Consider the following 14039-nt stretch of genomic DNA (forward strand, 5'->3'; position numbering starts at 1 on the left):
CCATTCGCGGCGACTGCGTCTCGCGCGGCGAAACCGCGATTTTGCGCTGCTTTGCGCTACGGGGAAACCCTTCCCGGGAAATTGCGGGTGTCGGAAAAGGGCGAATCCTATTGATAATCCGTCGGAGCGTCCGGTCCATCCGACTCCCGGGCGAATCGGCTCAGGAGGCATCATGGATCTCGCAACGGCAATGGCGGTGGCCTTATTCGGTATATTCACCGCCAGCACGTACTACTTCTTCCACTCTCTCGAGCGCTGATCCGCTGGTTTTCATTCCCTGCTTTCGCAGCACGCGCGCGACGAATCCGCCGCCCGCTTTCTTGCTCTCGCGTAACAACGGTGTCGAGTTGTGACGCGGCGCGTCAATATCTCTCCGAATGTGAGCCTAACCGCTTGGCGCTGGGTGTGTAGCCAGGCATAATCGGTGCGCCTTTGACGCGCCGGCTCCCCCTTTTGTGCGGCGCGCAGTTCTCGACACTTTGCTTACAAGGACCGCCGCGTGAACCTGTCGTTTCTCATTTTTCTGAGCGTGCTGCAAGGCGTTACCGAACTGTTTCCGGTGAGCAGCCTTGGCCACACGCTGCTCGTGCCAGCCCTGTTCGACATGCATATCGACAAGCATGCGCCGCAACTGCTGCCGTTCCTCGTCGCCCTGCATCTCGGCACCGCGTTCGCGCTGCTGTGGTACTTCCGCGCGCGCTGGTACGCGCTGGTGCGCGGTTTCTTCGCGTCGCTCGGCGGCCGCCGCAACGACGACGGTCACATGATGTGGGCGCTGATCATCGGTACGATTCCGGCGGGCCTCGTCGGTCTCGTGCTGGAAAAGCGCCTCGAGGCGCTTTTTCATGATCTGCGGATCGTCGCGATTGCGTTGATCGTGAATGGCGTGCTGCTGTGGTTCGGCGATCGTCTGCAACGCGCGCGCGCGCATCAACCGCCGGAAAAGCTGACGTTGCGCCAGGCGTTCTTCGTCGGCCTCGCGCAGATCGGCGCGCTGATTCCGGGCTTCTCGCGCAGTGGCCTGACGATGATCGCCGGCAATGCGGCCGGCCTCACCACCGAGAAAGCCGCCGAGTTTTCGTTCTTGCTCGGCACGCCGATCATTTTCGCGGCTGGCGTACTCGAACTGCCGAAGCTGCTTCACGCGCCGAGCCAGCTTGCCGACGCGGTGCTCGGCGGCGTGCTGACCGCGATCGCAGCGTACCTGAGCGTGCGTTTCCTGATGCGCTATTTCGAAGGCCGCGGACGTCTCGCGTCGTTCGGCGCGTACTGCGCGATCGCGGGGATCCTGTTCCTCGGCTGGTTCATGCTGCATCCGCAGCCGGTCTGAGCGCGCCGGGCGATCGGTTATAATCCGGGCCCGTTTGGCTGCAGGTCAGTTAGAATTTTAGTTTGTCGGAAATCGGGCGGCTCGCCGCGAGTGCCGGTTTCATGCAGATATCGATCCATACGGCAGTAGCTCAGCTGGATAGAGCATCGGCCTTCTAAGCCGAGGGTCGGGGGTTCGAGCCCCTCCTGCCGTACCAGAATCATCGAAGGGTTACAGGTTTCGCGCCTGTAACCCTTTTTGTTTTTGTGCCGTGTTGCGGGTCCGGTGGCTGTCAGGCTGTCGCGTGTTCGTACGGCTCGCTTCGGGTGTTTCCCGACTCAGGAAATCGCGCGCGGCGCCGTTAATTCAACAGAACCGTGTGACGCACCGCGATGGAGGAATCAGCGTGAACCGACTTAGCCTCAACACCAAACTCTGGCTCGCGCTGCTGATTACGTGGCTCGGCCTGCTCGGCCTCGGCGGCTGGGCCGCATGGCAGTCGCGCGCGACGATGCTGGCCGAGCGCAAGTCGGCGGTGCAGAACGTCGTGGAAAGCGCGTACGGCATCGTCGCCGACTACGCGCAGCGCGCCGACCAGCACGAGCTGACGCCCGAACAGGCGCGGCAGCAGGCGCTGGCGCGGCTCTCCGCGATGCGCTACCCCGGCAGCGGCTACATGATCGTGTCGACTGCCACGCCGGTCGTGATCATGCATCCGGTGCTCGCCGATCTGCGCAACAAGGACGTGTCGCACTACGCGGACAGCGACGGCAAGCTGCTGTTCGTCGAAATGGTCAAGGTCGCGCAGGCGCACGGGCAGGGCTTCGTCGATTACATGGGCCGCCTCGCCGGCAACAACGAGCGCGTGCCGAAGATCAGCTTCGTCAAGCGCTTTGCCGCGTGGGACTGGTATCTGATTTCGGGTGTCTACGTCAACGACATCGACGCGGCGTTCCGCGCCGACCTGCTGCGCTATCTGCTGACGATCCTCGTGATCGGCAGCTTCAGCACCGTCGCGCTCGTGCTGATCATCCGCAACGTGAAGCGCAGTCTCGGCGGCGAGCCCGCCTATGCGGCGAGCGTCGCGGAGACGATCGCCGACGGCGATCTGTCGTGCCCGGTCACACTGGCCGGCGACGATCAGGAAAGCATGCTGTACGCGATGCAGCGCATGCAAAGCCGCCTCGCCGACGCGATCCGGCGCATTCGCGGCGGCACCGAAACGATCACGGTCGCGGCCGAAGAGATCGCCGCGGGCAATCTCGATCTGTCGGCGCGAACGGAACAGCAGGCGTCGTCGCTCGGCGAAACGGCCGCGAGCATGGAGCAGCTGACGGCGACCGTCAAGCAGAACGCCGACAACGCGCTGCAGGCCAACCGCATGGCGCGCTCGGCGTCGCAGCTCGCGGGCGAGGGCGGCGAGGCCGTGCAGCACGTCGTCGCGAACATGCAGAGCATCGCGGCGAGCTCGGCGCGGGTGGTCGATATCATCGGCGTGATCGAAAGCATCGCGTTTCAGACCAACATCCTCGCGCTGAACGCGGCTGTCGAAGCCGCGCGCGCCGGCGAGGAGGGCCGCGGCTTCGCGGTCGTCGCGGGCGAGGTGCGCAACCTCGCGCGCCGCAGCGCCGACGCGGCCAAGGAGATCAAGACGTTGATCGAGGATTCGGTCGCGCGCGTCGGCAGCGGCAAGACGCTCGTCGAGAAGGCGGGCGGCACGATGGAGTCGCTCGTCGATGCGGTGAAGCGCGTGACCGACATCATCAGCGAGATTTCCGCCGCGTCCGACGAGCAGAGCCGCGGCATCGAGCAGGTCAATCTCGCGATTGCGCAGATGGACGAGACCACGCAGCAGAACGCGGCGATGGTCGAACAGGCGGCGGCCGCCGCGCAGTCGATGCAGGAGCAGGCGCAGATGCTGCGCGACGTCGTCAACACGTTCCGCCTGCAGGGGACGGCCGCCGAGCATTGATGGCCGCGTCGATGGCGCGCTGCCTGCCGAAGTGTGCATGCTATGCTTTTGAGGTCAGGATCAAAAGCCGCTGTGCGCCCGTGCGCGCCGTGCACACTTCGAGGAGAGTCCTACATGTCGACGCGAACCCGTGTGCTGTTCCACCTCAGTGCCGCGAGCCTCCTGCTCGGTGCGGCGATCGGCGCGCAAGCGGCGAACCTCGGCTTTCTGAGCGACACGCCGATCACCTATATGAGACAGCGTGACAACGCCTCGATCAAGCATGCGGTCATGAGCGCGCTCAATGACAGGAAGGACGGCGAGAGCTTCACGTGGGTCAACGACGGCACCGGCAATAGCGTGAAGATCGACGCGACCATCTCGATGGACAGCACCTCGACCGACGGCGGACGCACCTGCCGCACCCTCGGGGTCGTACTCAATGCGAAAGGGCAATCGATGAACCTGCGTCCGAACTTCTGCAAGGAAGGTGGCGCCTGGCAGCTGCAGAAGCGTTGAGCATGCGTGAGCGCGGCGCGAGAGATGCATGCAGTGAGGCTGCGCGATGAGCCCGCGAATCGTCTCGTGCGGGATCGTGCTGCTCGATCCCGACGGACGCGTGCTGCTCGCGCACGCCACCGAAACGACGCACTGGGACATCCCGAAAGGGCAAGGCGAGGACGGCGAGGCGCCGCACGTGACGGCGCTGCGCGAGATGGTCGAGGAAACCGGCATCGCGCTCGAGGCCGATCGGCTGAAGGATCTCGGCCTGTTCGTCTACCGGCGCGACAAGGACCTGCATCTGTTCGCGGCGCGCGCGGGTGCCGGCGAGCTCGATCTGAGCACGTGCACCTGCACGTCGCTGTTTCCGCGCCGCTCGGACGGCACGCTGATCCCCGAAATGGATGATTACCGCTGGGCGTCGATCGAAGAGGTGCCGCGCTATGCGAGCCGTAGTCTGACGCGGCTCTTCGAGACGACGCTGTCGCTCGCGGAGTTGCACCGGTCGCTATAGACGGCGCACGCCGCCTTCAATCGAGCGCGTGGTCGTTCGGATGAGCGAACAACGCGCGGTTCTGCTCCGACAGCGGGAAATTGACGTTGATGCCATGCGGCGGAATCGGCTGCGTGAACCACTGCCGATACAGACGCTCGGCGTCGCCGGACGTCTGCGAGCGCACGATCACGCGATTCACGAGCGCGCGGAACGGCTCGTCGCCCTTGCGGAACATGCACGCATAAACCTCGTAGCCAAGCGGTGTGCCCGTCACGATGAAATCGTCGGGATGCGGGTCGGTCGCCTTGAAACCGTAGACGATCGGCTCGTCCATCACGAACGCCACCGCGTGACCGTCCTTCATCGCGTTGAAGGCGTCCTGATGGTCGCGCACGCTCATGACGCGCATGTTCAGCTGCTTGTCGGTGTTGAGGCTGCGCAGCAGGCGCTCGTCGGACGTGCCCGCGGTCGTCACGACCGGCTTGCCGGCCAGATCGGGGAAATCGGTGATGCCGCTGTTCCTGCGCGTGATCATGCGCACCGCGTACTGGAAAAAGCTGTCTGAAAACGCGGCGACGTTTTCGCGCTCGACCGTGTGTGTGGTCGAGCCGCATTCGAGATCGATCTGGTTGTTCAGCAGCATCGGCATGCGGTTCGACGACGTGACCGTGACTTCGTGAACCCGCAGCTGCGCCATGCCGAGCGTTTTCCTGATTTCATCGACGATCTGCATCGCGATCGCCTGCGAGTAGCCGACCGTGCGCCTGCCGTCGAAGTACGAGAACGGGATCGACGCCTCTCGCACGCCGAGCACGACGACGCCGTCGTCGTGGATCTTTCTCAGCGTGCCGGTCAGTTCATCCGCGCGGGCGGGGCCGGCGAACGCGAGCGCGCCACAGGCGGCCAGCGCAAGCAGCACGCTGTGCATGCCGCGCAGCAGACGCGGGAAGCGTGAGCCGCACGCGCTCCGTGCGACGCGAACCCTACCTTCAGACCCTTCCCCGTGGCGGTCTGCAACCTTCATCGGACCTCCCGGACCGGCGCGCTCAGGCGAGCGCGCAGTGAGTGTCGATCGAAACATCCGGCAACCCGGATGGGCCCGCAACGCCGGGCCCTCGCTGGCGCGGGCTCAGGCCGGCTTGCCCCAACTGTCGCGCAGACTGACGATGCGGTTGAATACGGGCTTACCCGGCTTCGAATCGACGCGGTCCGCGACGAAGTAGCCGTGGCGCTCGAACTGGTAGCGCTGCTCCGGCAGCGCATGGCGCGCGCCGGTTTCGAGGTAGGCCTGGACCACGCGTTTCGAGTCCGGATTCAGCGCTTCGAGGAAGTCGCGGCCGCCGGCGTCCGGTTGCGGTTCCTTGAACAGCCGGTCGTAGATGCGCACTTCGGCCGGGCACGCGGCCGCCGCGCTGACCCAGTGGATGTTGCCCTTGACCTTGTAATTGTTCGCGCCTTCGGTGCCCGATTTGCTGTCCGGGAAGTAGTTGCAGTGCACCGCGACGATATTGCCGTTCTCGTCCTTGTCCGCGTGCGTGCATTCGATCACGTAGCCGTAGCGCAGCCGCACCTTGTTGCCCGGGAACAGGCGGAAGTAGCCCTTCGGCGGCGTCTCCGCGAAGTCCTCGCGCTCGATCCACAGCTCGCGCGAAATCGGAAACTCGCGCATGCCCTGTTCCGGATGATGCGGATGCACCGGTGCGTGGCACGGCTCGGTGAGGCGTTCGGGGAAGTTGTCGATGATCAGCTTGACCGGATCGAGCACGGCGGCGATGCGCGGCGCCTTCTCGTCGAGATCGTCGCGCAGCGCGCCTTCGAACACGCTCATGTCGATCCACGAGTCGACCTTGGTCACGCCGATGCGCTCGCAGAACAGCTGGATCGACTCGGGCGTGAAGCCACGTCGGCGCAGGCCGACGATGGTCGGCATGCGTGGGTCGTCCCAGCCTTCCACATGGCCTTCGTTGACGAGTTGCAGCAGCTTGCGCTTGCTGGTGATCGCATAGGTCAGGTTCAGGCGCGAAAACTCGATTTGCTGCGGCAGCGGACGCCCGAAGACACCGGCCTCGGCGAGTTCGTTCAGGATCCAGTCGTACAGCGGCCGATGGTCTTCGAATTCGAGCGTGCACAGCGAATGCGTGATGTTTTCGAGCGCGTCCGAGATGCAGTGCGTGTAGTCGTACATCGGGTACACGCACCAGGTGTCGCCGGTACGGTAGTGATGCGCGAAACGGATGCGGTAGATGACCGGGTCGCGCATGTTGAAGTTCGGCGACGACATGTCGATCTTCGCGCGCAGCACGTGCTCGCCTTCCTTGAACTCGCCCGCCTTCATGCGGCGGAACAGGTCGAGGTTTTCCGCGACCGAACGCTCGCGGAAGCGCGACGGCGTGCCGACTTCGGTGGCCGAGCCGCGGTTCGCGCGGATTTCCTCGGCCGACTGGCTATCCACGTAAGCCTTGCCGCGCTGGATCAGCAGCTCCGCGAACTCGTACAGCTTGTCGTAGTAGTCGCTCGCGAAGTACAGATGCTCGGTGCGGTCCTTTTCCCATTCGAAGCCGAGCCAGCGCACCGAGTCGATGATCGACTCGACGTACTCGACGCTTTCCTTCTCCGGATTGGTGTCGTCGAAGCGCAGATGACACACGCCGCCGTAGCTGCGCGCGACGCCGAAGTTCAGGCAGATGCTCTTTGCGTGACCGATGTGCAGATAGCCGTTCGGCTCCGGCGGGAAGCGCGTTTCGACGCGCTGGCTCCATTTGCCGGTGCGGTTGTCGTCGTCGATGATGTTGCGGATGAAATTGGATGTCGCGGGCGCGTCGTTGCGTTCGGTATTCATGCGAGAAGATGAGAGTCCGTGGGGGCGCGCAATGCGCCCGTGTAGCCGTCAATTCTACCCGACGAGCCCGTTCGCGGCAGGTGGTTGCGGCGCGCAGCCAACGGCGCAGTGGGTTTGGCGCGGCTGCCGGAGTCAGGGAAGCCGGCGCGCGGGGCTGTAACAGGAGGTAAAACGGGTTGGCGACGCGCGACGCGCCGACTTAGGATGCGCTGCTGCGCGCGGCCCGCGCGCCTGTGCTGGGCCTTCGCGCGGGGCGGGCTTGCCCGAGCCGTCCACGCTGTCCTTCATCTTCCTGCACGAGGCTCCGCTGCTCGTGCGCCATGCTCGCCTCGTTGCCGGAGTTTTATCGGATGTCTGTCCCGACGCACGGCGCGTTTCGCGCGCCCTTTGCCCGCGCTTTGGCTAGCGCCCGATTTTCTTGCCGTAACCGTCGTGTGCTCGCTTCGGCCTGGTTTGCCGCGCTTGCCGTGAACGTGGCCGCGCCGCTGTCCGCCGCCGCGAAAACACCGGCGCCGAAGCCGGCGCTCGATGCGTCGGCCGTCGCCGCGCCGGATAGCTACAGCGCTGACACCGCGCAGCAGATCTTCGCCGCAGGCGGCAACGCGGTCGATGCCGCGGTCGCGATGGCCTTCACGCTCGCCGTCACGCGGCCCGATGCGGGCAACCTCGGCGGCGGCGGTTTCATGACGCTGCTGGTCGACGGCAAGCCGTATTTTCTCGACTATCGCGAGCGCGCGCCGCAGCAGGCGACCCGCGACATGTACCTCGACGACAAGGGCAACGTGGCGCCGGGCATCAGCACGGTCGGGCATCGCGCGGCGGCCGTGCCGGGCACGGTCGATGGCATGTGGGAAGCGCAGCGGCGCTTCGGCAAGCTCAAATGGAAGCAGGTGCTCGCGCCCGCGATCCATTACGCGACCGACGGCTTCCAGGTCGACCCGCGGCTGCAGCAGCGACGCGACGCGGCCGCGAAGAGCTTCGCCGGCAAAACCAATTTCGACGCCTACTTCGCGAACCTGAAGGCGGGCGCGATGCTGCGCCAACCGGAACTCGCGCAGACGCTGGGGCGGATCGCGAGCGACGGCGGCCGCGAGTTTTACGAGGGCCGCACCGCTCAAATGATCGCCGCGCAGATGTACGGCCACGGCCTGATCACGAGCCAGGATCTGAGCCAGTACAAGGCTCTGTGGCGCGAGCCGCTCGCGGCCGACTGGCACGGCTACCGCGTGATCACCGCGCCGCCGCCGAGCTCGGGCGGCCTCGGGCTGATCCAGATGCTGAAGATGCGGGCCGATCTGCAGCCGGCGTTCGACGGCCTTGCGTTGAATTCAGCGCCGTACATCCATCTGATCGCGCAGATCGAGGATCGCGTGTTCGCGGACCGGCAGCGCCATATCGGCGACCCGGACGCATCGCCGGTGCCGGTCGCGAAGCTGATCGACGACGCCTACCTCGCGCAGCGCGCGGCCGAAGTCAAAGCCGACGAAGCGCCGGCCGGCGCGACGGTGAAACCCGGTGTCGACGGCGGCGCGGCGACGGAGAAGGCGCAAACCACGCATTTCTCGGTGGTCGACAAATGGGGCAACGCGGTGTCGAACACCTACACGCTGAACGGCGATTTCGGCTCGGGCGTCGTGGTGGACGGCGGCGGGTTCCTGCTGAACGATGCAATGGACGATTTCGTGATCAAGCCAGCCGTCGCTGGCGCGACGCGCGCGGCGTCGACACCCGGCGCCGCCGATGCCGAGCCGGATGCGATCGCGCCGGGCCGCCGCCCGATTTCGTCGATGACGCCCACGCTGCTGCTGAAGGACGGCAAGATCGCGCTAGCGATCGGCACGCCCGGCGGCTCTCGCATCCTGACGACGATCTTCCAGGTGATGACGAATCTGTACGACTTCAACATGTCACCGACGGACGCGCTCGCCGCGATGCGTTTCCATCATCAGCTGCTGCCGCCAAAGACGATCTACTTCGAGCCGTACCGTCCCGCCCCGGATGAGCTCGCCACGCAATTGAAGGCGCTCGGCTTTACGGTCGAGCAGCAGTCGTTCAACGGCGACGTGCAGATGATCCGCGTGGACGGCACGACACCCGAGCCCGCGAGCGATCCCCGTGGTGGCGGCGTGGCACGCGTGATACGGTAGACGGCCCGCCGCGCTATCCCGCGAGCGGGCGATAAGCCGAACACGGGGAAGCACGATGAGCGAACACCAACCAACCACACTCGTACTGCCGGGCTATCTGGACTCCGGCCCAGGCCACTGGCAAACGCGCTGGGAAGCGCTCGATCCCGCGGTCGTCCGCGTGCAGATGCCGGACTGGGACCACCCTTCGCGCGACGCCTGGTGCCGCACGCTGGCCGCCGCGCTTGACGCCGTGGACGCGCCGGTCGTGTTCGCCGCTCACAGCCTCGGCTGTCTGACCACGGCGTTCTGGGCCTCGCAGTACGCAAGCGCGGCGCAGCTCGCGAAGGTGGCCGGCGCGCTGCTGGTCGCCGTGCCCGATCCGGACGAAGCGCACTTCCCGAGGGACGCGGGCGGCTTTGCGCCGGTGCCGCTCACCCGCCTGCCGTTTGCGACGATCGTGGTGGCGAGCAGCGACGATCCTTATGGCGGCGTGCCGTTTTCACAAACCTGCGCGAACGCGTGGGGCAGCCGCTGGATCGGGATCGGCGCGCGCGGCCACATCAACGCCGACAGCGGTCTCGACGATTGGGACGAGGGGCGCGGCTGGCTGGCTTCGCTAACGGCGATGCGCTGAGTCTCGCCGCCTTCTCGATCAGATCACCGCTTTGCGCTTCAACTCGGCAATCGTCTGCGCGTCGTATCCGAGCACGTCGCTCAGCACCCGCTCGGTATGCTCGCCGAGCAGCGGCGGATGGCTCAGCGCCTGCGGCGGCGTGCCGGTCATGGTGATCGGGTTGCGCACCAGCTTGACCGTGCCGCCCGACGGATGCGGCAGATCGACCTGCAGACCGCGCGCGACCACCTGCTCGTTGTCGAACACTTCGTCGAGGTTGTTGATCGGCCCGCACGGCACGCCGGCCGCTTCGAGCGCCGCGATCCATTGCTGCTTGCCCTGCAGGCGGACCATGTCCGCGAGCATCGGCACGAGCAGTTCGCGGTTGCGCACGCGCGCGGGGTTGGTTGCGAAACGCTCGTCGTCGGCGAGTTCCGGGCGGCCGCCCACTTCGACGAACTTGCGGAACTGTCCGTCGTTGCCGACCGCGACGATGATCCAGCCGTCGCTGGTCTGGAAGGTCTGGTAGGGCACGATGTTCGGATGCGCATTGCCCCAGCGCGCCGGCGGCTGGCCGCTCGCGAGATAGTTCGAGTTCATGTTGGCGAGCATCGCGACCTGCACGTCGAGCAGCGCCATGTCGATGTATTGGCCAACGCCCGTGCGGTCGCGGTGCGTGAGCGCGGTCAGCACCGCGATCGTCGAGTACATGCCGGTCATCAGGTCGGCGATCGCGACGCCGGCCTTCTGCGGGCCGCCGCCCGGCTGAGCGTCACGCTCGCCGGTGATGCTCATGAAGCCGCCGATCCCCTGCACGATGAAGTCGTAACCGGCGCGCTGCGCATACGGGCCGGTCTGCCCGAAGCCCGTGACCGAGCAGTAGATCAGGTCGGGCTTGACCTCTTTGAGCGAGTCATAGTCGAGGCCGTACTTCTTCAACTGGCCGACCTTGTAGTTCTCGAGCACGACGTCGCTTTGCGCGGCCAGTTCGCGCACGATCCGCTGACCCTCGGGCGACGCGATGTCGAGCGTGACCGAGCGCTTGTTGCGGTTCGCCGCGAGATAGTAGGCGGCCTCGCGCGTGTCCGCGCCGTCCGGCGTTTTCAGATAGGGAGGCCCCCAGTGGCGCGTGTCGTCGCCGACCTCGGGGCGTTCGATCTTGATGACGTCGGCGCCGAAATCGGCGAGCGTCTGCGCGCACCACGGACCGGCGAGCACCCGGGTGAGATCCAGCACGCGGATGTGACTGAGAGCGCCCATGTTCCTGAATGTCTCCTGATGGTTGCAGGCCGCGCGGCGAGCTGCCATGCGTTATTTCGCGCGAAGTTTCGTGGAAGTCATCTTAAGCGATTCGCGCTCGCGGGCGCAGTCAGCCGAACGTCATGGCGCGGATCGGACGAGCGGACACGCGAGCGCCAACCAGGCGGCGCGCAGTGCCGCGCGCGCTTGCCGATCCCGTATAATCAGTCGTTTAAAGAAACCGACAGTTGGCGCATCCCACCGACCGCCAGTCTCCGTCAGGAACCGTCAGGACCGTCCCCCGCCCGCTATGAAAGCCGCTGAAATCCGCGAGAAATTCCTCAAGTTCTTCGAATCGAAGGGCCATACGATCGTCCGTTCGTCGAGCCTCGTGCCCGGCAACGACCCGACACTGCTCTTCACCAATTCGGGGATGGTGCAGTTCAAAGATGTGTTCCTCGGCGCGGAATCGCGTCCGTATTCGCGGGCCACGACCGCGCAGCGCAGCGTGCGCGCCGGCGGCAAGCACAACGACCTCGAGAACGTCGGCTACACCGCGCGTCACCACACGTTCTTCGAGATGCTCGGCAACTTCTCGTTCGGCGACTACTTCAAGCGCGACGCGATCCACTACGCGTGGGAACTGCTGACCGGCGTCTACCAGCTGCCCAAAGACAAGCTCTGGGTCACCGTCTACCAGGAAGACGACGAAGCGCACGACATCTGGGCGAAGGAAGTGGGCGTGCCGGTCGAGCGCATCGTCCGCATCGGCGACAACAAGGGCGCGCGCTACGCATCGGACAACTTCTGGCAGATGGCCGACACCGGCCCGTGCGGCCCGTGCTCGGAAATCTTCTACGACCACGGCCCGGACGTGTGGGGCGGGCCGCCGGGATCGCCCGAGGAAGACGGCGACCGCTACATCGAAATCTGGAACCTCGTGTTCATGCAGTTCAACCGCGACGCGCAGGGCAACATGACGCCGCTGCCGAAGCAATGCGTGGACACCGGCATGGGCCTCGAGCGCATCGCCGCGGTGCTGCAGCACGTGCACAGCAACTACGAGATCGACCTGTTCCAGGCGCTTATTCAAGCCGCTGGCCGCGAAACCGGCGTGACCGATCTGGGCAACAACTCGCTGAAGGTGATCGCCGATCACATCCGCGCGTGCTCGTTCCTGATCGTCGACGGCGTGATTCCGGGCAACGAAGGCCGCGGCTACGTGCTGCGCCGTATCGTGCGCCGCGCGATCCGCCACGGCTACAAGCTCGGCAAGAAGGGTTCGTTCTTCCATCGCCTCGTCGCCGACCTGGTCGCGCAGATGGGCGACGCTTACCCTGAACTGAAGCAGGCCGAGCAGCGCGTGACCGACGTGCTGCGTCAGGAAGAAGAGCGCTTCTTCGAGACGATCGAACACGGCATGTCGATTCTCGAATCCGCTTTGGCCGATCTCGACGCCGCAGGCGGCAAAACCAGCGGCAAGACGCTCGACGGCGAACTCGCGTTCAAGCTGCACGACACCTACGGCTTCCCGCTCGACCTGACCGCGGACGTCTGCCGCGAGCGCGAAGTGACGGTCGACGAATCCGCGTTCGACGACGCGATGGCGCGTCAGCGCGAGCAGGCTCGCGCGGCGGGCAAGTTCAAGATGGCGCAGGGCCTCGAATACTCGGGCGCGAAGACCACCTTCCACGGCTACGAAGAGATCGTCTTCGACGACGCGAAGGTCGTCGCGCTGTACGTCGATGGCGCGTCGGTGCAGCAGGCGCAGGCCGGCCAGCAGGCGGTCGTCGTGCTCGATCACACGCCGTTCTACGCGGAGTCGGGCGGCCAGGTCGGCGACCAGGGCGTGCTCGCCAACGCCAGCACGCGCTTTGCGGTCGTCGATACGCTGAAGGTTCAGGCCGACGTGGTCGGCCACCACGGCACGCTCGAGCAGGGCACGCTGAAGCTCGGCGACATCGTCAAGGCCGAAATCGACGCGGTGCGCCGCGCCCGCACGGCGCGCAACCACTCGGCCACGCACCTGATGCACAAGGCGTTGCGCGAAGTGCTCGGTTCGCACGTGCAGCAGAAGGGCTCGCTCGTCGACGCCGACAAGACCCGCTTCGACTTCGCCCACAACGCGCCGATGACGGACGAGCAGATCCGCCGCGTCGAGGAAATCGTCAACGCCGAAGTGCTGGCGAACGCGCCCGGCATCGTGCGTGTGATGTCGTACGACGAGGCGGTGAAGGGCGGCGCAATGGCGCTGTTCGGCGAAAAGTACGGCGACGAAGTGCGCGTGCTCGACCTCGGCTTCTCGCGTGAGCTGTGCGGCGGTACGCACGTGAATCGCTCGGGCGACATCGGTTTCTTCAAGATCGTGATGGAAGGCGGCGTCGCGGCCGGTATCCGTCGCGTCGAGGCGATCACCGGCGACAACGCGGTGCGCTACGTGCAGGAGCTCGAAGCGCGCGTCAACGCGGCCGCGGCCGCGCTGAAGGCACAACCGGCGGAACTCACGCAGCGCATCGGCCAGGTGCAAGACCAGGTGAAGGCGCTCGAGAAGGAACTGGGCGCGCTGAAGTCGAAGATGGCGTCGAGCCAGGGCGACGAACTCGCGGGCCAGGCGATCGAAGTCGGCGGCGTGCATGTGCTCGCGGCGACGCTCGAAGGCGCGGACGTGAAGACGCTGCGCGAAACGGTCGACAAGCTCAAGGACAAGCTGAAGAGCGCGGCGATCGTGCTCGCTTCGGTGGAAGGCGGCAAGGTCAGCCTGATCGCGGGTGTGACCGCCGACGCCAGCAAGAAGGTCAAGGCGGGCGAACTGGTCAACTTCGTGGCCCAGCAGGTGGGCGGCAAGGGCGGCGGCCGTCCGGACATGGCGCAGGCCGGCGGTACCGAGCCGGCCAACCTGCCGGCGGCGCTCGCGGGCGTCAAGAGCTGGGTCGAAGGGCAGCTTTGATTCTGATGGTCGGTT

General features: G+C 65.9%; 10 protein-coding genes and 1 tRNA gene. 8 read left to right on the forward strand and 3 right to left on the reverse strand.

Annotation, left to right across the window (positions count from 1 at the left end; translation table 11 throughout):
• The first annotated feature begins 499 nt into the window (after positions 1–499).
• The 5 genes from OKW35_RS32960 (at position 500) to OKW35_RS32980 (ending at position 4275) form a co-directional block, all read left to right on the forward strand.
• The gene (locus OKW35_RS32960; protein ID WP_187610856.1) at positions 500–1330 is read left to right on the forward strand and encodes an undecaprenyl-diphosphate phosphatase; all 831 of its coding nucleotides are present in this window, start codon (positions 500–502) and stop codon (positions 1328–1330) included.
• A gap of 119 nt (positions 1331–1449) precedes the next feature.
• A tRNA-Arg gene (locus OKW35_RS32965) sits at positions 1450–1526 on the forward strand.
• Between the two features lie 189 nt (positions 1527–1715).
• On the forward strand, positions 1716–3281 hold the full coding sequence (locus OKW35_RS32970; RefSeq protein ID WP_429554261.1) for a methyl-accepting chemotaxis protein: 1566 nt from the start codon (positions 1716–1718) through the stop codon (positions 3279–3281).
• A gap of 114 nt (positions 3282–3395) precedes the next feature.
• Positions 3396–3779, forward strand: a complete 384-nt coding sequence (locus tag OKW35_RS32975; RefSeq protein WP_090801080.1) for an RT0821/Lpp0805 family surface protein — start codon at positions 3396–3398, stop codon at positions 3777–3779.
• A 46-nt stretch (positions 3780–3825) separates the two neighbouring features.
• Entirely contained in the window at positions 3826–4275 is a 450-nt protein-coding gene (locus OKW35_RS32980; protein WP_184061458.1) for an NUDIX hydrolase, read from the forward strand.
• A 16-nt stretch (positions 4276–4291) separates the two neighbouring features.
• Here OKW35_RS32980 and OKW35_RS32985 read toward each other — a convergent pair whose 3' ends face one another.
• Both OKW35_RS32985 and OKW35_RS32990 read right to left on the reverse strand, forming a co-directional pair.
• Positions 4292–5281: a transporter substrate-binding domain-containing protein gene (locus OKW35_RS32985; protein WP_429554262.1), complete on the reverse strand. Its 990-nt coding sequence runs from the start codon at positions 5279–5281 to the stop codon at positions 4292–4294.
• A gap of 105 nt (positions 5282–5386) precedes the next feature.
• On the reverse strand, positions 5387–7096 hold the full coding sequence (locus OKW35_RS32990; RefSeq protein ID WP_184061459.1) for a glutamine--tRNA ligase/YqeY domain fusion protein: 1710 nt from the start codon (positions 7094–7096) through the stop codon (positions 5387–5389).
• Positions 7097–7446: 350 nt separating this feature from the next.
• Between OKW35_RS32990 and ggt the strand changes: the two genes are divergently transcribed.
• Both ggt and OKW35_RS33000 read left to right on the forward strand, forming a co-directional pair.
• Entirely contained in the window at positions 7447–9243 is a 1797-nt protein-coding gene (gene ggt, locus OKW35_RS32995; protein WP_429554263.1) for a gamma-glutamyltransferase, read from the forward strand.
• A gap of 55 nt (positions 9244–9298) precedes the next feature.
• Positions 9299–9859 carry an RBBP9/YdeN family alpha/beta hydrolase gene (locus OKW35_RS33000; protein WP_184061461.1) on the forward strand — a complete coding sequence of 187 codons (561 nt, stop codon included), beginning with the start codon at positions 9299–9301 and terminating at the stop codon, positions 9857–9859.
• A gap of 18 nt (positions 9860–9877) precedes the next feature.
• Here OKW35_RS33000 and OKW35_RS33005 read toward each other — a convergent pair whose 3' ends face one another.
• On the reverse strand, positions 9878–11098 hold the full coding sequence (locus OKW35_RS33005; RefSeq protein WP_090801073.1) for a CaiB/BaiF CoA transferase family protein: 1221 nt from the start codon (positions 11096–11098) through the stop codon (positions 9878–9880).
• A 289-nt stretch (positions 11099–11387) separates the two neighbouring features.
• On the opposite strand from OKW35_RS33005, the gene alaS reads away from it, so the two are divergent.
• Positions 11388–14024 (forward strand): alanine--tRNA ligase, encoded by a 2637-nt coding sequence (gene alaS, locus OKW35_RS33010; RefSeq protein ID WP_429554264.1) that lies wholly within the window; start codon positions 11388–11390, stop codon positions 14022–14024.
• Positions 14025–14039: the final 15 nt, after the last annotated feature.

The sequence above is a fragment of the Paraburkholderia sp. MM5477-R1 genome, from assembly GCF_050436385.1.
Taxonomy (GTDB): Bacteria; Pseudomonadota; Gammaproteobacteria; order Burkholderiales; family Burkholderiaceae; genus Paraburkholderia; species Paraburkholderia tuberum.